The sequence below is a fragment of the Arthrobacter sp. MOO21 genome (assembly GCF_057369995.2).
Genome location: NZ_CM170671.2, coordinates 2,917,692 through 2,939,615, shown reverse-complemented (window position 1 = coordinate 2,939,615; position 21,924 = coordinate 2,917,692). Strand labels below are relative to the sequence as shown.

The 21,924-nt window shown below is 64.6% G+C and carries 13 protein-coding genes; 2 read left to right on the top strand and 11 right to left on the bottom strand.

The features are described from left to right. Positions 1-13 precede the first annotated feature (13 nt). The 8 genes from AC2JAJ_RS13635 to AC2JAJ_RS13600 form a co-directional block, all read right to left on the bottom strand. The gene (locus AC2JAJ_RS13635) at positions 14-4,201 is read right to left on the bottom strand and encodes a hypothetical protein (protein WP_486415473.1); all 4,188 of its coding nucleotides are present in this window, start codon (positions 4,199-4,201) and stop codon (positions 14-16) included. Between the two features lie 151 nt (positions 4,202-4,352). Next, positions 4,353-5,543: an elongation factor Tu gene (gene tuf / locus AC2JAJ_RS13630; protein ID WP_013601835.1), complete on the bottom strand. Its 1,191-nt coding sequence runs from the start codon at positions 5,541-5,543 to the stop codon at positions 4,353-4,355. A gap of 258 nt (positions 5,544-5,801) precedes the next feature. Beyond that, positions 5,802-7,916: an elongation factor G gene (gene fusA, locus AC2JAJ_RS13625; protein WP_486415474.1), complete on the bottom strand. Its 2,115-nt coding sequence runs from the start codon at positions 7,914-7,916 to the stop codon at positions 5,802-5,804. Between the two features lie 69 nt (positions 7,917-7,985). Further along, positions 7,986-8,456: a 30S ribosomal protein S7 gene (gene rpsG / locus AC2JAJ_RS13620; RefSeq protein WP_003803829.1), complete on the bottom strand. Its 471-nt coding sequence runs from the start codon at positions 8,454-8,456 to the stop codon at positions 7,986-7,988. A gap of 1 nt (position 8,457) precedes the next feature. Further along, the gene (gene rpsL / locus AC2JAJ_RS13615) at positions 8,458-8,832 is read right to left on the bottom strand and encodes a 30S ribosomal protein S12 (RefSeq protein ID WP_009358312.1); all 375 of its coding nucleotides are present in this window, start codon (positions 8,830-8,832) and stop codon (positions 8,458-8,460) included. Positions 8,833-9,219: 387 nt separating this feature from the next. Then, a complete protein-coding gene (locus tag AC2JAJ_RS13610; RefSeq protein WP_221386462.1) occupies positions 9,220-13,119 on the bottom strand; it encodes a DNA-directed RNA polymerase subunit beta' in 3,900 nt (1,299 codons plus the stop codon). A 98-nt stretch (positions 13,120-13,217) separates the two neighbouring features. After that, positions 13,218-16,727: a DNA-directed RNA polymerase subunit beta gene (gene rpoB / locus AC2JAJ_RS13605; protein WP_141942688.1), complete on the bottom strand. Its 3,510-nt coding sequence runs from the start codon at positions 16,725-16,727 to the stop codon at positions 13,218-13,220. A gap of 302 nt (positions 16,728-17,029) precedes the next feature. After that, positions 17,030-17,485, bottom strand: coding sequence for a hypothetical protein (locus AC2JAJ_RS13600; RefSeq protein WP_486415475.1), 456 nt, complete (start codon positions 17,483-17,485; stop codon positions 17,030-17,032). Positions 17,486-17,715: 230 nt separating this feature from the next. Here AC2JAJ_RS13600 and AC2JAJ_RS13595 point away from each other — a divergent pair, with 230 nt between their 5' ends. Beyond that, positions 17,716-18,915, top strand: a complete 1,200-nt coding sequence (locus tag AC2JAJ_RS13595) for an acetyl-CoA C-acetyltransferase (protein WP_486415476.1) — start codon at positions 17,716-17,718, stop codon at positions 18,913-18,915. Then, positions 18,915-19,475, top strand: a complete 561-nt coding sequence (locus tag AC2JAJ_RS13590; protein ID WP_486415477.1) for an aminoacyl-tRNA deacylase — start codon at positions 18,915-18,917, stop codon at positions 19,473-19,475. The genes AC2JAJ_RS13595 and AC2JAJ_RS13590 overlap by 1 nt, the downstream gene beginning before the upstream one ends. On the opposite strand, the gene rplL is transcribed toward AC2JAJ_RS13590, so the two are convergent. The 3 genes from rplL to AC2JAJ_RS13575 form a co-directional block, all read right to left on the bottom strand. Then, complete coding sequence (gene rplL / locus AC2JAJ_RS13585; protein ID WP_018769123.1) at positions 19,468-19,845, bottom strand: 50S ribosomal protein L7/L12; 378 nt, start codon at positions 19,843-19,845, stop codon at positions 19,468-19,470. The genes AC2JAJ_RS13590 and rplL overlap by 8 nt on opposite strands. A 78-nt stretch (positions 19,846-19,923) precedes the next feature. Further along, a complete protein-coding gene (gene rplJ / locus AC2JAJ_RS13580; RefSeq protein WP_221386458.1) occupies positions 19,924-20,505 on the bottom strand; it encodes a 50S ribosomal protein L10 in 582 nt (193 codons plus the stop codon). A gap of 295 nt (positions 20,506-20,800) precedes the next feature. Beyond that, entirely contained in the window at positions 20,801-21,919 is a 1,119-nt protein-coding gene (locus AC2JAJ_RS13575) for a GNAT family N-acetyltransferase (RefSeq protein WP_486415478.1), read from the bottom strand. Positions 21,920-21,924: the final 5 nt, after the last annotated feature.

The window sequence follows — 21,924 nt, the reverse complement described above, 5'->3', positions numbered from 1 at the left end:
TGCTGCAACAGTATCAGGGGCGGGTTCCGGCGCGGCCTTGGCCGCCCTCCCCACCCGGGTTGTCCGTGCTGCGGTTCAGCCGCCAGACGGCGAAGGCAATGAGCCCGACGGCGATAAGTGCCAGCAGCGCGAAGGTGTACTGGCGCATGGCCCACAGAATGCAGGCGGCCACGCCGGCGGCACCCCACCGGACGAAGATCCGGTCCCCGAGCGCCAGTCCAGCGGCGAGCAGTATGGCAAGGCATGCCAGGACCCACAGCTGCTGGCCGCCGCTGCCCCCGAAGAGGACCCCCAGTCCGGACACTGTGAGCAGGCCTGCGGACGCAGCAGCGAGCGACCTGCCGATTGCCGCATGGCCGCCCAGGTAGCGGAGGCCGGAAAGGACAGCGCCCAGCACGACGTACCACTGCGCCACCCAGAAACCGTCCGGGAGCCGTGCCCCGAACCGGGCAACCCCGCCGCCTGCCCCATCGAGCTGGAAAATCGCCGCGCGCTGGATGAACGCGACAAGAAAAGCAACCCCCACTTCCGCCACCGCACGGCGGGCCCTTGGCGGTGCTTCCCTGGAGGCAACCGCAACGACGAGGACAAAAGCGGCAGCTGCCGTCCAGGCCGTCGCATCCCATGGCAGTCCGGCCAGCGCGGCGGCAGCGAAGCCGAGGAGGGCCGCCCCTGCCAGCGCCCGGGCCCGGACGTTTGCGGCTCCTTGGCCGCCCGCAACACGTCCCGCGAAAGAAATGAGCCGGACGCAGTACATCACCGCTGCCGCCGCACCGGGTCCTGCCAGCCACGGGAGGTATGTCCCCCAGGCACCCTGGTGGTCCCCGAAAGCAACCGATGCGGCCATGAAGGCACCCGCAAGGAATGCTCCTGCCGCAGGTGCGTACAGGACGGCCCACCCTTCCACATGGGAAGCGGTAAAGCACACCGCCGCCAGCGCCAGGACCGCAACACCGGGAACCCAGTCCGCGGCAAGTTGTCCAAGCAGCAGTGCGGCAGCCACGAACGATCCTGCGGAAACGAGCCACAGCCAGTGTTCCGCGCCGGCTCCGGTTCCGATCCGCTGGTGCAGCATGCCGGCTCCTGTTGCCGCAAGACCAAGCAGAATCAGCATCAGGGACGTCCCCGTATACGAGAGGACAGGTTCGTCGCCAAAGGGCGGCAGAGGGCTGAGGGAGAGCACGGCGCCCAGGACTGCGTAGTGCCCCAGGTAGAGCGCACCGAGTGCTGCAAACAGACGGCGGGCGGCGACGGCCGAAGCCAGCAGCAGTGCGAATTCCAGGTAGAGCACCCAGCGCCCGCCGCCGCTGTGCGGGTCCGCCGCGTGCTGAACGGCATAGGCAACTGGCAGCAGCGCCTGGCCCGCAAGCGTGATCCAGACAGCAGCCTGCTGGAACGGAACCTCTGCCAGCCGCAACCGCATCACCCAACGGATGACGTGCTGCGCGGCCAGAACCAGGGACAAGGTGACCGAGACCGCGGTGGGCGAGGCGGTGAGGTCGTAGCTGAACACCCCCGCCAGGCATGCGGTCAGGGCCCGCGCAGCCACGAAGTACCAGCCCTTGGCAGCCCGCCCGGCTGAAGCCACGACCATGACTCCGGCGAACACGGCGTAGACGCCCAGCACGATTTCCAGCAGCGGCGCGTCGTTGGCGGAAAGGCCGGCCAGGACCAGGAAGGTCACAGGTGCATACCACACGGTGCCCGCCCCGCGCCTTAGCACGTAGCCGGCCCACGCCGCGGAGACGGCGGCCACTCCCACGATGAGCGGGTGCTGCCAGTTCCCGGCGGACAAGAGGCTTCCTATCAGGGGACCTGCGGCTGCACAGGATGCCAACTGCAGGAGAAGGACCACCCCGGCGTCGATCCGGACACCCCGGGGAGCCTGTCCGTGGATGAAAGCGCGCAGCGGAAAGACCAACTGTGCTCCCAGCGCGGTGGCCAGCACCACGGCCGGGTCAAGCATTTCACCGGCAATGATGGGCCTCCCGGAACCCTCCGCAAGCTGTTCAAAGGCCGTGAGGACCAGTAGGGTGCCGGCACCGCGGGACATCCACCAGTAGCTCCAGCGGTGCTGGACGGCCGGCAGCCTGAGGGCACAGGCAGCAAGGTATGCCAGCAACATCAGCAACGCGAAGTTGCCGCTCTCCAAGCCGAGAACCTCGAAGGCGAAGGCAATGAGCAGGACAGCAACAACGGGCGGCAGGAGTTCGCCCACGGTGGGGTGCCAGGCATCGTCCCGGCCCACGCGCGGCAGCAGCGCAAGCCCTGCCGTCAGCGTTGCTGCCAGCTGAATGAAGGTTGCCGCCAAGGTCAGCGAAGCGCCTGGCCCGGTGTCTGCAGCAGAAAGGCTGTAAAGGCTGGCTACTCCGAGGACCATGTACCCCGCCAGGGTCGCCTGCGGCGCGAGGGTGCGCCGCCCGTACCGCTCCAGCGCAGCCGAAAGCAGCTGCTGGGCTACGGCAGCCAGCACCAGGCTGAACCATACGGCACGGTCCTGGCCAGGGCCGTCGGTCACCGCGGCAACCGCCGCCGGTGCCGCCAGGGTGGCAGCCGCCCGGGCGCCGAACACCATCAAATGCCGGAGGGCTCCTTCAGCCAGGCGGCCACGTACCAGCCAGAACAGGCCGGCGGCCGCCAGCAGCCCGGCCAGAGTGCCTTCTCCGAGCTGGTGGCTGAAGATTCCGGCCAGCACCAATGCCGCGGCGGGAGCTGCCTCGGCGCTTCCACCCAGCTTGGCAGCGATGACAGCGCCCGTTACCAGGGCAAGGAGGAACACCATCCGGAAAGGCAGCTCCTCCGCCTGCACGTCGAAGGAAAACATGGCCCCAACCAACTCGTTCATTGCGTAGGCAGCGGTAAACAGAAGCTGCGCAACGAATGTTGACGACGCATCAAGCCGCCACCATCGCCGCGCAGGCCGGGCATCGCCGTCGGACGGGTGCGTGGGTGGCGGGCCGGCCGGAGGTGCCGGCGCGCCGGGCTCAGGACCCACTTGGGCGGAGGGCACGGCACTCCGGAACCAAACATCGAGGCGGCGCGCGCCGAACGCAAGCGCGAACGATTGAAGGGCCAGCAAGCCAGCCACCGTCAGCAAAGCGTCACTCCCCTGCCCGGTCATGGCCCAGATGGTGGTGGCCGCCGCAACAGTAAGCGCGGCCCGCGCACCGTAAAAGTAGCGGAGCCGGGACCGGCCGGAGGAAACGGCCGCCAATAGGGCGAAGTAGACCCCGCATAAATCAAGGATGAGCGCGTACTCGGCCTTGGCCAGGAGCACCGGGAAGAACGTTGCCACCATGGCAACCGCCGGAACCAGGTAGGGGTGAAGCGTGGCAAGTGGCCGCACATAAACCGGCGGCAGCCAACCGGGACGCACCATGGAAAGAACCGTGACGGACACGGACCCGGCAATCATGACGACGAAATACCAGACGAGCGCCGCGCCCAGCACAGACACTCCCGACCATGCCGACGACACCACGAACGTCAATGAGAGGTAGACCAGGATCCGGCTTTCCAGGCGCAGCGCGGCAGCTGCATACGCGGCCGTTCCAACCAGCGACGTGGCCAGCCAGGCCCCGGGCCCGTTGTGCCACGCGAAGTTGTACAGCGCCAGCCCTGCGACGGGAACAAGCGCAAGCCCTGTGCCCGTGAAAGCCACGGCGGCGGGCCGAAGCCGCTCCACCCGGGCGTGGAGGCCAAGGCCCAGCCCGTAGAACAACCCGGCTACGACCGTGACCCCGGCGAACCGCAGCAAGGGCGGGAGCCCCGTTCCGATGAACAGCGCAGCCGCCGCGACCAGGAGAAGGCTGGCCACGTAGAGGGTCACGTTGATGTTTTGGCGGTCCCTGCGTTCGCGGCGCGCCTGCTGCTCCGCCGGTGACAGTGCGGGCCGGACCGGAGGCTTGGGCGGGCGGGCGGCAGCGGGTCGGGCCGCCGGCCGCGTGGTGGCGGCGGGCGCCGCGTGAATGGCGGCCGGATCCCGGGGCTGCGGCTGCGAACGCTGCGGAACCGCACGTGGTGGTGCCGCAGCCGGTGGCCAGGATGGAGCCGGCAGGGTTGCGGCATGGGGTGGAGGCGCCACCGGATGCTGTTCCGTCGGACCCGGTGCGGCCTGGAGATCGGCCATCCTCGCCATGGCGTCCATCCAGCCCTGCAGGTGCCCGGCACGGTACCCCGCCTCGTACGCTTCGTCAGTCACGCCTGACCCCCTCCAAGATAAGCAGCACCATTCCGCAATATGTCCAACGACTTTAGTAAAGATAGCAAAAGAAAACCCCGCTGCATGCAGCAGCGGGGTTTTCTGTGGATTACCTGCGGCCGAAGCCCGGCAGATCCGTGATCAGCAAGTACTACTTGATGATCTTGGTAACGCGTCCCGAACCAACGGTGCGGCCGCCTTCGCGGATTGCGAAGCCGAGGCCCTCTTCCATAGCGATGGGCTGGATGAGCGCAACGGTCATCTCAGTGTTGTCGCCAGGCATAACCATTTCCGTGCCCTCAGGCAGGGTGATGACGCCGGTTACGTCCGTGGTACGGAAGTAGAACTGCGGGCGGTAGTTGGAGTAGAACGGGTTGTGACGTCCGCCTTCGTCCTTGGAGAGGATGTAGACGTTGGCCTCGAAGTCGGTGTGCGGGGTGATGGAACCCGGCTTGACGACAACCTGGCCACGCTCGACATCGTCGCGCTTCAGACCACGGAGCAGGAGGCCACAGTTCTCGCCGGCCCATGCTTCGTCGAGCTGCTTGTGGAACATCTCGATACCGGTAACCGTGGTCTTCTGGACCGGGCGGATACCGACGATCTCGACCTCGGAGTTGATGGCGAGGGTTCCACGCTCGGCGCGGCCCGTCACAACGGTGCCACGGCCGGTGATGGTGAAGACGTCCTCGATCGGCATCAGGAACGGCTTGTCGCGGTCACGTACGGGGTCCGGAACGGACTCGTCGACAGCAGCCATCAGGTCCTCAACGGACTTGACCCACTCGGGGTCGCCTTCCAGGGCCTTCAGGCCGGAAACGCGAACGACCGGAGCGTTGTCGCCATCGAAGCCCTGCGAGCTCAGGAGCTCACGAACTTCCATTTCGACGAGGTCGAGGAGTTCTTCGTCCTCAACCATGTCAGCCTTGTTCAGCGCGACCAGCAGGTAGGGAACACCAACCTGGCGGGCGAGCAGAACGTGCTCGCGGGTCTGAGCCATCGGGCCGTCGGTAGCGGCAACCACGAGGATTGCGCCGTCCATCTGGGCAGCACCGGTGATCATGTTCTTGATGTAGTCAGCGTGGCCGGGGGCGTCAACGTGTGCGTAGTGACGCTTCTCGGTCTGGTACTCCACGTGGGAGATGTTGATGGTAATACCGCGCTGACGCTCTTCGGGTGCAGAGTCGATCGACGCGAAGTCACGCTTCTCGTTGAGATCCGGGTACTTGTCGTACAGCACCTTGGAAATGGCGGCCGTCAGCGTCGTCTTACCGTGGTCAACGTGACCAATGGTGCCGATGTTGACGTGCGGCTTAGTCCGCTCGAACTTTGCCTTTGCCACAGGTTCCTCCTAGAACGTTTTCAAATAACTTGCCCTCCAGCCGCGCTTGTCGCGGTAGAACTCAGGCAAGTCTACTTGGGGGCTTTGGATTGGTGAAATTGCAGATTCAGGAACTAATACTAATCCGCTGAGCCTGTTCGTGCAGCGGCCGAAACCGGCTTTCCGGATGACTCCGACCGGCCCGGCCGCATGCACCGGGTGCGTTGGCCCGTGGAGGCCTGCACACCCGAGGTGTTCGCTTTGAAAGTCCGGAAAGGACTACTCGCCGCGGGACTTCTGGATGATCTCGTCGGCAACTGCCTTCGGGACCTCGGCGTAGCTGTTGAAGGTCATGGAGTACACAGCGCGGCCCTGGGTCTTGGAACGCAGGTCGCCGATGTAGCCGAACATGCCGGACAGCGGCACGTGGGCACGGACAACCTTGACGCCGGCTGCATCTTCCATGGACTGCATCTGGCCACGGCGGGAGTTGAGGTCGCCGATAACGTCACCCATGTATTCCTCAGGGGTGCGCACCTCGACATCCATCAGCGGTTCAAGCAGGACAGGGTTCGCCTTGCGCGCAGCTTCCTTGAAAGCCATGCGGCCGGCGATCTTGAACGCCATTTCCGAGGAGTCAACATCGTGGTAGGCGCCGTCAAGCAGCGTTGCCTTGATGCCGACAACAGGGTAGCCAGCCAGGACGCCGTCGTTCAGTGCGTCCTGGATACCAGCGTCAACAGACGGGATGTATTCGCGCGGAACGCGGCCACCGGTGACCTTGTTCTCGAACTCGTACAGCTCGCCCTCGGCGGTGTCCAGCGGCTCGATGGCAATCTGGACCTTTGCGAACTGGCCCGAACCACCGGTCTGCTTCTTGTGCGTGTAGTCGTGCTTCTCGACTGCGCGCTTGATGGTTTCGCGGTAAGCAACCTGCGGCTTGCCAACGTTGGCCTCAACCTTGAATTCGCGGCGCATGCGGTCCACCAGGATGTCCAGGTGGAGCTCGCCCATGCCGGCGATGATGGTCTGGCCGGTGTCTTCGTTGAGGGACACCTGGAAGGTGGGGTCCTCAGCGGAGAGCTTCTGGATGGCGGTGGAGAGCTTCTCCTGGTCACCCTTGGTGTTCGGCTCGATGGCCACGGAGATCACGGGCTCGGGGAAGCTCATGGACTCCAGGACGATCTGGTTGTTGGCATCGCACAGGGTGTCACCGGTGGTGGTGTCCTTCAGGCCGATGGCTGCGTAGATGTGGCCAGCGGTGGCTGCCTCGACCGGCATTTCCTTGTTGGCGTGCATCTGGAACAGCTTGCCGATGCGCTCCTTCTTGCCCTTGGTGGAGTTGACCACCTGGGCGCCGGATTCCACGTGACCGGAGTACACGCGGATGAAGGTGAGCTGGCCGAAGAAGGGGTGCGCCGCAATCTTGAATGCCAGAGCGGAGAACGGCTCGTCGGCTGACGGCTTGCGGGTCAGTTCCTTCTCTTCGTCCTTCGGATCGTGACCGATCATCGGAGGAACGTCGAGCGGGTTCGGCAGGTAATCAACAACTGCGTCAAGCATCGGCTGGACGCCGCGGTTCTTGAAGGCGGAGCCACAGAACACGGGGTACAGCTCGGAGTTGATGGTCATCTTGCGGATGCCGGCCTTGAGCTCGTCGATGGTGAGCTCTTCACCTTCGAGGTACTTCTCCATGAGTTCCTCGGAGGCCTCGGCAACCGTCTCAACGAGGTTGGCGCGGTATTCTTCGGCCTTCTCCTTGAGGTCCGCGGGGATCTCCTGGATTTCGTACTTGGCACCCATGGTCACATCGCCCTTGGCGTCGCCCGGCCAAACCAGGGCGCGCATGTAGAGCAGGTCGACGACGCCGACGAAGTCGTTCTCGGCACCGATCGGCAGCTGCATGACCAGCGGCTTGGCGCCGAGGCGGCTGATGATGGTGTCTACGGTGAAGTAGAAGTCAGCACCGAGCTTGTCCATCTTGTTGACGAAGCAGATACGCGGAACGTTGTACTTGTCAGCCTGGCGCCAAACAGTCTCGGACTGCGGCTCAACACCTTCCTTGCCGTCGAACACGGCAACTGCACCGTCGAGGACGCGCAGGGAGCGCTCAACCTCAACCGTGAAGTCCACGTGGCCGGGGGTGTCGATGATGTTGATCTGGTTGTTTTCCCAGAAGCAGGTCACGGCGGCAGACGTGATGGTGATGCCGCGTTCCTTTTCCTGTTCCATCCAGTCGGTGGTCGAAGCGCCGTCGTGCGTTTCGCCGATCTTGTGGTTCACACCCGTGTAGAACAGGATGCGCTCGGTTGTGGTGGTCTTGCCGGCATCAATATGGGCCATGATGCCGATGTTGCGGACCTTATTAAGGTCGGTAAGCACGTCCTGTGCCACGGGGTCTCCTTTTGGGATGGACTACGCGTTCGCCGCCGGCTCGGTTCAGCCGGCGGCGTCCGGGGAGTATTACCAGCGGTAGTGTGCGAAGGCCTTGTTGGACTCGGCCATCTTGTGGGTGTCTTCGCGACGCTTCACAGCGGCACCGAGACCGTTGGACGCATCCAGGATTTCGTTCTGGAGACGCTCGGTCATCGTCTTTTCGCGGCGGGCCTTGGAGTAGCCAACCAGCCACCGCAGGGCGAGGGCGGTGGAGCGGCCCGGCTTGACCTCAACCGGAACCTGGTAGGTGGCGCCACCAACGCGGCGGCTGCGGACCTCAAGCGAAGGCTTGACGTTGTCCATGGCCTTCTTCAGGGCTGCAACGGGGTCGCCGCCGGACTTGGCGCGTGCGCCTTCGAGTGCACCGTAGACGATGCGCTCGGCCGTGGACTTCTTGCCGTCAACGAGCACCTTGTTGATGAGCTGGGTTACCAGCGGGGAACCGTAAACCGGATCCGAAACGAGCGGCCGCTTGGGGGCCGGACCCTTGCGAGGCATATTACTTCTTCTCCATCTTTGCGCCGTAGCGGCTGCGGGCCTGCTTACGGTTCTTCACACCCTGGGTATCAAGGGCGCCACGGACGATCTTGTAGCGGACACCCGGGAGGTCCTTCACACGACCACCGCGAACGAGCACAATGGAGTGCTCCTGCAGGTTGTGGCCAACACCGGGGATGTAGGCGGTAACTTCCACGCCGCCGTTGAGGCGCACACGTGCCACCTTACGCAGAGCCGAGTTCGGCTTCTTCGGGGTGGTGGTGTAGACGCGGGTGCAGACACCGCGGCGCATGGGGCTGCCCTTAAGCGCGGGAGCCTTGGTCTTTGAGACCTTAGGCGTGCGGCCCTTGCGGACCAGCTGGTTAATCGTAGGCACTCTCGTGTTCTCCGTTTTATCCGGAGTGGCTGTTTCCGGCCACTCTCCTGTTGCGTTGCCCCGCCGCCCGGGCCTTGAAGAAGCTCTCCAGGGCGGCGAAGGCGAAGCCTTAATAGTCGGATCGCACACCGGGGCGGGACGTAATTTCCCGCAGTTCCCTAGGCATGCAAAAATGTGGCATACGTTGCACAAGAACCCTGCAAACCGGAAACGTCGCTCTGGTCCAGCCTTTCAGCTGATACCGGCGCACTCATCCACTGCCACAATAACAATTGGTAACCAGTCTAGCATGGACAGGCTCCATGCCTTAATCGGCGGGTTAAACGAAGGGATGGTCCCCCACCTTGCGGTGCGGGACCATCCTCGTCAGGCGTCAACCGTCAGTGGTTACCGGAAGTCGTTGCCCAGGTCGTAGTCATCCAGCGGGATGGCGTGGAACTCAGGTGCTCCGTCGCCGCCCAGGGTGTCGTACGAGAAGTCACTGAACGCGCTGGGGCCGGTGAACAGGTTGGCCTTTGCTTCTTCAGTGGGCTCCACGGTGACCTCGGTGTAGCGCGGCAGGCCCGTGCCGGCCGGGATCAGCTTACCGATGATGACGTTTTCCTTCAGGCCCAGCAGCGGATCGCTCTTGCCTTCCATGGCCGCCTGCGTCAGGACGCGGGTGGTCTCCTGGAAGGATGCTGCGGACAGCCAGGACTCGGTGGCCAGCGACGCCTTGGTGATGCCCATGAGCTCAGGACGTCCGGAAGCCGGAGTCTTGCCCTCGGACACAACGCGGCGGTTGGCATCCTCGAAGCGGCTGCGCTCGGCGAGCTCGCCGGGCAGCAGGTCCGATTCGCCGGACTCGATGACCGTGACGCGGCGCAGCATCTGGCGGACGATAACCTCGACGTGCTTGTCGTGGATACCGATGCCCTGGCTGCGGTACACGCCCTGGACCTCGTCCACCAGGAACTTCTGTGCCGCACGCGGACCCATGATGCGCAGGACCTGCTTGGGATCGACCGGGCCGTTGATGAGCTTCTGGCCGACGGTGACGTGGTCGCCGTCTTCGATCAGCAGGCGTGAACGGCGCAGGACCGGGTAAGCGATCTCTTCCGATCCGTCATCCGGGGTGATGACCAGGCGCATCTGGCGCTCGGACTCTTCGATGGTGATGCGGCCGGCTGCTTCAGCAATCGGGGCAACACCCTTCGGAGTACGGGCTTCGAAGAGCTCCTGGATACGGGGCAGACCCTGGGTGATGTCGTCGCCGCCGCCGGCGGAGACAGCACCACCGGTGTGGAACGTACGCATGGTCAGCTGGGTACCGGGCTCACCGATGGACTGTGCGGCGATGATGCCCACGGCCTCGCCGATGTCCACGGTCTTGCCGGTGGCCAGCGAACGGCCGTAGCACAGGGCGCAGGTGCCGACGCTGGACTCACAGGTGAGTACGGAGCGGACCTTGACCTCGGTGATGCCTGCCTTGAAGAGCTCGTCGATAACGACGTCGCCGCAGTCGGTGCCGGCTGCCGCGAGGACGTTGCCTTCGGAGTCCACGACGTCGACAGCCAGCGTACGTGCGTACGCGCTGTTCTCGACGTTCTCGTCCAGGACGAGCTCACCGTTGGAGTCGGCGACGGCGATCGGCGTGACCAGGCCGCGTTCGGTGCCGCAGTCCTCTTCACGGACGATGACGTCCTGCGAGACGTCCACCAGGCGACGGGTCAGGTAACCCGAGTTGGCGGTACGCAGGGCGGTGTCGGCCAGACCCTTACGGGCACCGTGCGTGGCGATGAAGTATTCCAGCACCGACAGGCCCTCGCGGTAGGAGGACTTGATGGGGCGCGGGATGATCTCACCCTTCGGGTTGGCCACCAGGCCACGGATACCCGCGATCTGGCGGACCTGCATCCAGTTACCACGTGCACCGGAGGACACCATGCGGTTGATCGTGTTCATCGGGGACAGGCTCTCGCGCATCACCGAGGCGATGTCGTTGGTGGCCTTGTTCCAGATCTCGATCAGTTCCTGGCGGCGCTCGTCGTCGTCGATCAGGCCCTTGTCGTACTGGCCCTGGATCTTGGCGGCGCGCTCTTCGTACCCGGCAAGGATTTCCGGCTTGGCGGCCGGAACTTCGATGTCGGAGATGGCGACGGTGACGCCCGAACGGGTGGCCCAGTAAAAACCGGCATCCTTCAGGTTGTCCAGCGTGGCAGCGGTGACAACCTTCGGGTAGCGCTCGGCGAGGTCGTTGACGATGCGGGACAGTTCGCCCTTGTCGGCTACGGCCTCAACCCACGGGTAGTCCTCGGGCAGGGTCTCGTTGAAGAGGACCTGGCCCAGGGAGGTCTGGACGAGCGCGGGCTGGCCCGGCTCCCAGCCTTCGGGTGCTTCCCAGCCGGCGTACGGAACGAAGCCTTCGAGGCGGATCTTGACCTGCGAGTTCAGGTGCAGCTCGCGGGCATCGAACGCCATGATGGCTTCCGAAACCGACCCGAAGATACGGCCTTCACCGGCTGAACCCTTGCGCTTGGTGGTCAGGTGGTAGAGGCCGATGATCATATCCTGCGACGGCAGGGTGACCGGGCGTCCGTCAGAGGGCTTCAGGATGTTGTTCGAGGACAGCATCAGGATGCGGGCCTCAGCCTGGGCCTCGGGGCTCAGCGGCAGGTGGACTGCCATCTGGTCGCCGTCGAAGTCGGCGTTGAACGCGCCACAAACCAGCGGGTGCAGCTGGATTGCCTTGCCTTCAACAAGCTGCGGCTCGAACGCCTGGATGCCCAGGCGGTGCAGGGTGGGTGCACGGTTGAGCAGCACCGGGTGTTCGGTGATGATCTCTTCGAGCACGTCCCACACCTGCGGGCGGTAGCGCTCCACCATCCGCTTGGCCGACTTGATGTTCTGGGCGTGGTTGAGGTCAACCAGGCGCTTCATCACGAACGGCTTGAAGAGCTCCAGGGCCATCTGCTTGGGCAGGCCGCACTGGTGCAGCTTCAGCTGCGGGCCGACGACGATGACCGAACGGCCGGAGTAGTCGACGCGCTTGCCGAGGAGGTTCTGGCGGAAACGGCCCTGCTTGCCCTTGAGCATGTCGCTCAGGGACTTTAGCGGACGGTTGCCCGGTCCGGTGACCGGACGGCCGCGGCGGCCGTTGTCGAAGAGGCTGTCAACAGCTTCCTGAAGCATGCGCTTCTCGTTGTTGACGATGATCTCCGGAGCACCCAGGTCAAGCAGGCGCTTGAGGCGGTTGTTGCGGTTGATCACGCGGCGGTACAGGTCGTTGAGGTCGGAGGTCGCGAAGCGGCCACCGTCCAGCTGGACCATGGGGCGCAGTTCCGGCGGGATCACCGGGACGGCGTCGAGGACCATGCCAAGCGGGCTGTTGTTGGTGGTCAGGAACGCGTTGACCACCTTCAGGCGCTTGAGGGCACGGGTCTTGCGCTGGCCCTTGCCGTTGGCGATGACGTCGCGCAGGGCTTCGGACTCGGCCTGCATGTCGAAGTTCTCAAGGCGCTTCTTGATGGCCTCGGCACCCATGGAGCCTTCGAAGTACATGCCGTAGCGGTCGCGCAGTTCGCGGTACAGGCCTTCGTCGCCTTCGAGGTCGGCGACCTTCAGGTTCTTGAAGCGGTCCCAGACCTGCTCGAGGCGCTCGATGTCGGCGTCGGCACGCTTGCGCACGTTGGCCATCTGGCGGTCGGCGGAGTCGCGGGCCTTCTTCTTGTCGGCAGCCTTGGCGCCTTCGCCCTCGAGGCGGGCGATTTCGCCTTCGAGGTCGCGGGCGATCGCGGCGATGTCGGCGTCGCGGTTGTCGATCAGCTGCTTCTTCTCGATGTCGTGCTCAACCTGCAGGTTGGGCAGTTCCTCGTGGCGGGCAGCCTCGTCGACGCTGGTGATCATGTAGGCGGCGAAGTAGATAACCTTTTCGAGGTCCTTCGGTGCCAGGTCAAGGAGGTAGCCCAGGCGGGACGGAACACCCTTGAAGTACCAGATGTGCGTGACGGGAGCGGCGAGCTCGATGTGGCCCATGCGCTCACGGCGGACCTTGGCGCGGGTGACTTCGACGCCACAGCGCTCACAGATGATGCCCTTGAAGCGCACGCGCTTGTACTTGCCGCAGTAGCATTCCCAGTCCCGGGACGGGCCGAAGATCTTCTCGCAGAAGAGGCCGTCCTTCTCGGGCTTGAGCGTGCGGTAGTTGATGGTTTCCGGCTTCTTAACCTCGCCGTACGACCAGCCGCGGATGTCTTCCGCGGTGGCGAGGCCGATCTGCATGAGGCCGAAGGAGGATTCGCTGGACATATGGTCCCTGTTCTCTCTTGTTCTCTAAATTCTGAAGTCTTGGGTGCGGGATGAGGAAGGAGGACGACGGCGGGCGCGGCCCGCCGTCGTCGGACTCCTTAGACCTCTTCTACGGAGCTGGGCTCTGCACGAGACAGATCGATGCCCAGTTCCTCCGCAGCCGTGAAGACTGCGTCATCAGAGTCACGCATTTCAATTGTGGTTCCGTCCGTGGAAAGCACTTCCACGTTCAGGCACAGCGACTGCATTTCCTTGATCAAGACCTTGAAGGATTCGGGAACGCCCGGCTCGGGGATGTTCTCGCCCTTGACGATGGCTTCGTAGACCTTCACGCGACCGTGGATGTCGTCAGACTTGATCGTGAGGAGTTCCTGGAGCGTGTAGGCGGCGCCGTAGGCTTCGAGCGCCCACACTTCCATTTCACCGAAGCGCTGGCCACCGAACTGCGCCTTACCACCCAGCGGCTGCTGCGTGATCATGGAGTAGGGACCGGTGGAGCGTGCGTGGATCTTGTCGTCCACCAGGTGGTGGAGCTTCAGGATGTACATGTAGCCGACCGAGATCGGATCCGGGAACGGCTCGCCGGAGCGGCCGTCAAACAGGCGGGTCTTGCCGGAGGAGTTGATCAGGCGGTCACCGTCGCGGGTCACGTTGGTGGAGTCCAGCAGGCCTGTGATTTCCTCTTCGCGGGCACCGTCGAACACCGGCGTGGCAACAGTGGTGGGACCACTCTCGCGCGGCAGGTTCGGCAGCTGCTTGACCCACTCGGGCTCGCCCTCGATCTTCCAACCGGTCTTGGCAACCCAGCCGAGGTGCGTTTCGAGCACCTGGCCCACGTTCATACGGCCCGGAACACCCAGCGGGTTCAGGACGATGTCGACGGGGGTGCCGTCGGCAAGGAAGGGCATGTCCTCGACGGGGAGGATCTTGGAGATAACACCCTTGTTGCCGTGGCGGCCGGCGAGCTTGTCGCCGTCGGTGATCTTGCGCTTGGCGGCCACGTAGACGCGGACCAGCTGGTTGACGCCCGGGGGCAGCTCGTCGTCGTTGTCGCGGTCGAAGACGCGCACGCCGATGACCGTGCCGGACTCGCCGTGCGGAACCTTCAGGGACGTGTCACGCACTTCGCGGGACTTCTCGCCGAAGATGGCGCGCAGCAGGCGCTCTTCCGGGGTCAGTTCGGTTTCACCCTTCGGGGTGACCTTTCCGACCAGGATGTCCCCTGCTTCAACCTCGGCACCGATGTGGATGATGCCGCGCTCGTCCAGTCCTGCGAGGACTTCCTCGGACACGTTGGGGATGTCACGGGTGATTTCCTCGGCACCAAGCTTGGTGTCGCGGGCATCGATCTCGTGCTCCTCGATGTGGATGGAGGAAAGGACGTCCTCGGCAACGATGCGCTGCGAGAGGATGATGGCGTCCTCGAAGTTGTGGCCTTCCCATGACATGAATGCCACGAGCAGGTTCTTGCCCAGTGCGAGTTCACCCTGGTCCGTTGCCGGGCCGTCGGCGATGATGCCGCCGACTTCCAGGCGCTGGCCCTCGTTGACGAGCACACGGTGGTTGTAGCAGTTGCCCTGGTTGGAGCGGGCGAACTTGTTGATGCGGTAGTTGGTCTCGGTGCCGTCGTCGTTGAGCATGATGACGAGTTCGGCGGAAACCTCGGTGACCACACCGGCCTTCTTGGCGATGACAACGTCACCGGCGTCGACGGCGGCGGCGCGCTCCATGCCGGTGCCCACGAACGGAGCCTCGGAACGGACCAGCGGCACAGCCTGGCGCTGCATGTTGGCACCCATGAGTGCGCGGTTGGCGTCGTCGTGCTCGAGGAACGGGATCAGGGCGGTTGCCACGGACACCATCTGGCGCGGGGAAACGTCCATGAACTCGACGTCCTCGGCCGGAACCAGGACAGGCTCGCCTCCACCACCACGGGCACGGACCAGGACGGTGTCCTCGGCGAACTTGTTGTTCTCGTCCAGCGGCGCGTTGGCCTGGGCGATCAGCACCTCGGCCTCGTCGTCGGCCGTCAGGTACTGGACGTCGTCGGAAACAACGCCGTCCTTGACCAGGCGGTACGGGGTCTCGATGAAGCCGAACGGGTTGATGCGTCCGTAGGATGCCAGCGAACCGATCAGGCCAATGTTCGGGCCTTCAGGGGTTTCGATGGGGCACATACGTCCGTAGTGGGACGGGTGCACGTCACGGACTTCCATGCCGGCGCGGTCACGGGACAGACCGCCGGGGCCCAGGGCCGAGAGGCGGCGCTTGTGGGTCAGGCCCGAGAGCGGGTTGTTCTGGTCCATGAACTGCGACAGCTGGGACGTTCCGAAGAACTCCTTGATGGCTGCAACCACGGGGCGGATGTTGATCAGGGTCTGCGGCGTGATGGCCTCGACGTCCTGGGTGGTCATCCGCTCGCGGACAACGCGCTCCATGCGGGACAGGCCGGTGCGGACCTGGTTCTCGATGAGCTCGCCGACGGCGCGGATACGACGGTTGCCGAAGTGGTCGATGTCGTCGATTTCGACGCGCAGGTCCACTTCCTGGCCATCGCGGGTGCCCTTGATGGTCTTCTCGCCGGCGTGCAGCGCGACGAGGAACTTGATCATGGCAACAATGTCTTCAACGTGCAGGACAGAGGCTTCCTTGTCGCCAAGGGAGCGGTCGATGCCCAGCTTGCGGTTGATCTTGTAGCGGCCAACCTTGGCCAGATCGTAGCGCTTGGAGTTGAAGTACAGGTTGTCCAGCAGGGACTGGGCAGCCTCGACGGTGGGCGGCTCGCCCGGACGCAGCTTCCGGTAGATGTCCAGCAACGCGTCTTCGCGGGTCTCGGTGGCGTCCTTCTCCAGGGTTGCCCGCATGGAGTCGTACTGGCCGAACTCTTCGAGGATCTGGCCTTCGGTCCAGCCCAGGGCCTTCAGCAGGACGGTGACCGACTGCTTGCGCTTGCGGTCAAGGCGCACGCCGACCTGGTCGCGCTTGTCGATCTCGAGCTCGAACCAGGCGCCGCGGGACGGGATGATCTTGGCGGTGAAGATGTCCTTGTCGCTGGTCTTGTCAGCGGCGCGCTCGAAGTAGGCGCCCGGGGAACGGACCAGCTGGGAGACGACGACACGCTCGGTGCCGTTGACCACGAAGGTGCCCTTCTCGGTCATCAGCGGGAAGTCGCCCATGAACACGGTCTGCTGCTTGATTTCGCCCGTGTTGTTGTTCATGAACTCGGCCTTGACGTACAGCGGAGCCGAGTACGTTGCGTCCCGGTCCTTGCACTCGGCCATGGTGTACTTGGGGTCGGCGAACTCCGGATCGGAGAAGCTCAGGGACATGGTGCCCTGGAAATCCTCGATCGGGGAGATCTCTTCGAAGATGTCCGACAGGCCGGACGTGGTGGCGACGCTGAGATCGTTTTCTTCGACAGCCTTTGCCACGCGTGCCTGCCAGCGCTCATTGCCGACCAGCCAGTCAAAGCTGTCTGTCTGCAGGGCAAGCAGATTCGGAACGTCAAGAGGTTCGTGAATCTTTGCGAATGAGAGCCGGCGAGTGGCACCATCAGTGCTGTCGGCGGTGTTAGCGGTTTCGTTATTAGAGGTGCTCGAGGCGACCAAGAGGGATCCTTCCACAGACCTTCAGGCGTTTTCAGATCTCCCCCGCTGTGCACCCTGCGAAGTGACTCCGCAGCGCTACCATCCGGTTCCGCTATATGACCCGGGGCCCGAGCTCGCTATGCTGTGACGTTGTTACGGCACGTTAATAGCCAGCTGCCAGGCAAAGCCCACCGCTATATGAAGGCTGAAGGTAAACAGGGAAGACGCAAATATCTACGATACGGCAAAACAACCTATGTGTCTACCCCACATCGGCCCGGATTGCAAGCACTGGTTTTCCCGGACTGCTTCCGGAGTGGCCGCTACAGCCGCAGGGTAACGCCCTCCGACGTGCATGCTGCGGAGTTCGCGAAGACAGCATCCCTGACGGCATCCTGGGATTCCTGTGCCGGCCTGCCGCCGGACCCGGCGGCGGAGGAGTGGTCGATGGCAAGAAGGCTGAGGGAGGCAAACAGGCCCTGGAGGTCGCCGGTTACGGTGTCCTTGGCATCCTGGGCCTTGAGGTAAACGTCCTCATAGCCTTTGGCATCCGTAGGCGAAACGGCGGCATAGTCCGCCACCAGCTTGTTGAACAGCTCGCAGGCTTCCCTGGTTCCGGTTGCCTTCGCGGTGGCACCCGACGTGACAGGGCTGCTGCTTTCGGCAACCGCGGACGGGGCCGCCGCCCGGGAGGAATCCGCCGGGGCCGGGGCAGACACAGAACAACCCGCCAATGCGGCGCTGGCGGCAACAGCCGCCGCGGCAATGCCCCTCTTCATATCTTTGCTCCGTCCGTCAAGACTGCGGACTTGGCGTCCCCCTGCAAATACTTCCGCCGTCCACCCTACGCAAACGGCCGCCGCCGTGCACACCGCCGACGATGGGGACCTCTCCCCCGGGTCGCTGCAGGCCGGAATGCCGCCGCCCGCCCGGGCGTTTGAATAGATGGGTGACCAGGGTCACGATAGCCTTGGTGGCTTACACCGGAACCGGAGCGAAAGAGATAACCATGGGCAACTCTCCTGACAGCACCGACGTTGTCATCCTCGGGGCAGCGCGTACCCCGCAGGGCCGCATCAACGGGCAACTGGCGAGCCTGACGGCGGTGGACCTCGGGGCCCACGCGATCAAGGCTGCGCTGGCAGCAAGCGGCGTCGACGCCGCCGACGTCGAAACCGTGATCATGGGCCAGGTCCTCCAGGCCAGCGCCGGCCAGAACCCGGCGCGGCAGAGCTCCATCGGGGCCGGCATTGGCTGGAACGTGCCCGCGGTGACGGTGAACAAGGTGTGCCTCTCGGGGCTGACCGCAGTAATCGACGCGGCACGGATGATCCGCGCCGGCGAAGTATCGGTGGCGGTCGCCGGCGGCCAGGAATCGATGAGCCGGGCGCCACACCTGCTGCCCGGATCACGCCAGGGCTGGACCTACGGCTCCATCCAGGCGCTCGACGCTGCCGCCCATGACGGGTTGACCGATGCCTTTGATGGGCAGTCGATGGGGCTCTCCACCGAGACACGGAACCTGACGCTGGGCATCGACCGGACTTCGCAGGACAACGTCGCGGCGCAGTCGCACCAGCGGGCTGCCCTGGCGGCGAAGAACGGAACGTTCGACGGCGAGATCGCACCGATCAGCGTCAAGCAGCGGAAGGGCGACCCCGTGGTGGTGGACACCGACGAAGGCGTCCGCCCCAACACCTCGGTGGAGTCCCTGGCCGGCCTGCGGGCGGCATTCGTCACCGACGGCACCATCACGGCCGGCAATTCCTCTCCCCTGTCCGACGGCGCCGCCGCCCTGGTACTCGCCTCCCGTGGATACGCGGAGGAGCACGGGCTGGACTACCTGGCCGTGGTCGGCAAGCCGGGCCAGGTGGCGGGTCCGGACAACTCCCTGCATTCCCAGCCCTCGAACGCCATCATGGACGCGCTGGCAAAGGCCGGCTGGGCCACGGGCGACCTCGACTTCATTGAGGTCAATGAGGCGTTCGGCTCAGTGGCGGTCCAGTCCCTCAAGGACCTGGACTACCCGCTGGAGAAGTGCAACATCCATGGCGGCGCCATCGCCCTGGGCCACCCCATCGGTGCCTCCGGTGCCCGGCTCGCAGCCCATGCCGCCCATGAACTGAAGCGCCGCGGAACGGGCAAGGCTGCGGTGTCCCTTTGCGGCGGCGGCGGGCAGGGCGAAGCGCTCCTGCTGTACCGCGACTGATGGCGGGCGTATCCGGAAACGGGACGGACTGCGTCGGGCGGGAACGCTTCCTGGCCGACGCCGCGGCGCGCGGCCTGCGGGTGGACGTGGTGGAACGTCCGGCTGCGAAGAGCCTCGAGGAGGCCGCCGGCATCCTGGGCATCAGCCCCGCGGACATCGTCAAATCCCTCGTGGTCAAGCACAAGGACGGGACGTTCCTGTTCGCCCTGGTGCCCGGGGACCGGCAGATCTCCTGGCCCAAGCTGCGGGCCCTCCTGGGGGTCAACAAGCTCTCCCTGCCGCCGGCCGATGTCGCACTTGAGGCGACCGGTTACGAGCGGGGCACCATTACCCCGCTGGGGAGCACCACCGCGTGGCCGGTTTACGCTGACGCCACCATCACCGGACGCCGGATCTCCATGGGCGCCGGCGCCCACGGCTACAGTGCGTTCGTCGACGCCGACGCCCTGACCGAGGCGCTGGACGCCGTCGTCGCGGATATTTCGGACCCGCCTGAAACGCAGGAAACCCCGCCCACCGGAGTGGACGGGGTTTCCTGGGGAAAAGGCGTTGTTACTTGAGGGTAACGGTGGCGCCTGCAGCCTCGAGCTGCTCCTTGGCCTTCTCGGCAGCTTCCTTGTTGGCGCCTTCGAGGACAGCCTTGGGGGCACCGTCAACCAGGTCCTTGGCTTCCTTGAGGCCGAGGGAGGTGATGGCGCGAACTTCCTTGATGACTGCGATCTTCTTGTCGCCGGCAGCTTCGAGGATGACGTCGAAGTCGGTCTTCTCTTCAACCTCTTCAGCAGCTCCGCCACCGGCGGGGCCGGCAACTGCAACAGCAGCGGCGGTAACTTCGAAGGTCTCTTCGAAGAGCTTGACGAACTCGGAGAGCTCGATGATGGTCAGTTCCTTGAAAGCTTCAATGAGCTCTTCGTTGCTGAGCTTCGCCATGGTAGGCGTCCTTCCTGTTGTTGGTGTCCGAACGGCGTGGAGCCGGACCGGCACCGGAGTCTGGTGGGGTAAAGAGAATTAGTTCTCTTCGGCAGCGGGAGCTTCGGCGGCAGCGTCAGCTTCAGCGGCAGGGGCTTCTTCAGCGGCGGGCGCTTCGGCAGCTGCCGGTGCACCGTTCTCTTCTTCAAGCTTGAGGCGCAGTGCGTCGATGATGCGTGCAGCTGCGGCGGCAGGTGCCTTGAGGACGCCTGCAACCTTGGCGAGCTGCAGCTCGCGGGACTCGAGGGCAGCCAGTGCGGCAACCTCGCTGGCGTCCAGTGCCTTGCCCTCGAAGTAACCGGTCTTGATGACCAGCTGCTTGTTGGCCTTGGCAAAATCCGTCAGGCTCTTGGCAGCGGCAACTGCGTCACCCTTGATGAACGCGATTGCAGTGGGGCCGGCAAGCTGGCCGTCGAATGCTTCGACGCCGGCTTCCTTGGCTGCAATGGCGGTCAGGGTGTTCTTGACGACCGCGAACTTGGTGTCCTGGCCGAGAGAAACACGCAGCTGCTTGAGCTGTGCAACGGTGAGCCCGCGGTATTCGGTCAGGACAGCGGCGTTCGATTCCTTGAAATCGTTAGTGATCTCAGCTACTGCTGAAACCTTGGTAGGCGTTGCCATAACCCTCCTTCCGGGGATAGTGCCGGTATTCGACGGTCCCCGCTCCGGAGAGCTAAAACTAAAAACGCCCCGCGCAGATGCACGGGGCTTGGCTCAACACGGCTTGACCGTGGAGCTTTGCTTCGTTCACCTGCGCCGGCCGCCCTGCGTTGAGGGTCCTTCGTCCGGAAATCCACTGGAGTCCCCCGCGCACAACTGCAGAGTTGAGCCATGTTCAGGAGAGTGGATTTCCAACAACCGACGGTCTTTGGTACGTCCAGCTTACGCGAGGGCGCACCATCCGCCAAATCGGGGCTCAACTGGTGCTGGTGTGCAGCTTGGGAAGCTCCTTCTGCCAGATGCCCGTCACCCCGGCCGTCTGGAAGCCGAGCTGCTTGTTCACCGTCAGGAGGTACCGGTTTTCGGGCGCGTTCCAGGTGTAGATGATCCTGGCGTCCGGGAACTGCTCGGAGAGCCGCTCCATGTTGGCCACCTTGATCAGCAGGCCCAGCTTGTTGCCACGGTGTTCCTGCAGGACCAGGGTGTCGTCCTGGAACACCACATCGGTGCGGTGCGCCAACACGGTGATGGTGGTCAGCCCCACCAGGGATCCGCTGGCGAGGTGCTCGACGGCGGTGACCACCGTCCGCCTGCCCTGCGCAATGGCGACGTCCTCCGCTTCACGCAGGATGCCGCCGTCGAACACCATGTCCTGCTCCACCGGCACATCCATGGACGGGTCCACGCCCGCGCCGGCCTGGTTCTCCAGCGTGGCCACCGCTTCCAGCCAGCGGTCCGGGCAGCGGTCCGTCCAGTGGTGCAGGCGGTACCTGCCGTGGTTGGCTTCCTCGGCCTCGGCCTGGAGGTCGGCCACGAGCTTGCTGTCCAGCGGCAGGGCGCAGGCGCTGAACTGCTCGATGTGCTGCAGCGTGTAGCCCATCTTCCGGGCGAACTCCACCTCGCGGCTTTCCAGCGGCACGAAGCCCTGCCCGGATCCGGGGACGAGCAGGGCCTGTTCGAATTCGTGCAGTGACGCCCCGGGATGGTTGGTGTCCACCAGGATCATGGTGCGCCCCTCGCCCCGCGCCAGGTGTTCGGCGGCCTCGAGCAGCCTCCGCCCGACGCCCTGGCGCTGGAACTCGGGCAGGATGTCCAGGGTGAACTCGGCGAGGTCCAGGTGGTCGGTCAAGGGAAGCGCGATGTCCACGGTGCCCACGATGGCGCCGTCGACCTTTGCCACGAGGATGAGCTGGCGCTCATAGGGATCCTCGAACTCAAGGAGCTTCTCCAGGGGGCCGTAGGCGAGGTCGTCGCTCCCCCACGTCTGCATCCGTACCTTGCGGCCCACTTCGACGGCGGCCAGGAAGTCCGCTGCGGCAGGCGAGTCCAGTGAGTCGGGGATCCAGAGTTGCTCGATCTTCACGTCTATTGCCATTCGGG

Bases quoted from the DNA above. Each gene is read 5' to 3' on its own strand.
- rpsG (WP_003803829.1), bottom strand. From the start codon at position 8,456: ATGCCTCGCAAGGGTCCGGCCCCCAAGCGGCCGCTCGTTTCGGATCCG.
- AC2JAJ_RS13610 (WP_221386462.1), bottom strand. From the start codon at position 13,119: ATGTCCAGCGAATCCTCCTTCGGCCTCATGCAGATCGGCCTCGCCACC.
- AC2JAJ_RS13600 (WP_486415475.1), bottom strand. From the start codon at position 17,485: ATGAAGAGGGGCATTGCCGCGGCGGCTGTTGCCGCCAGCGCCGCATTG.
- AC2JAJ_RS13595 (WP_486415476.1), top strand. From the start codon at position 17,716: ATGGGCAACTCTCCTGACAGCACCGACGTTGTCATCCTCGGGGCAGCG.
- AC2JAJ_RS13590 (WP_486415477.1), top strand. From the start codon at position 18,915: ATGGCGGGCGTATCCGGAAACGGGACGGACTGCGTCGGGCGGGAACGC.
- rplL (WP_018769123.1), bottom strand. From the start codon at position 19,845: ATGGCGAAGCTCAGCAACGAAGAGCTCATTGAAGCTTTCAAGGAACTG.
- rplJ (WP_221386458.1), bottom strand. From the start codon at position 20,505: ATGGCAACGCCTACCAAGGTTTCAGCAGTAGCTGAGATCACTAACGAT.
- AC2JAJ_RS13575 (WP_486415478.1), bottom strand. From the start codon at position 21,919: ATGGCAATAGACGTGAAGATCGAGCAACTCTGGATCCCCGACTCACTG.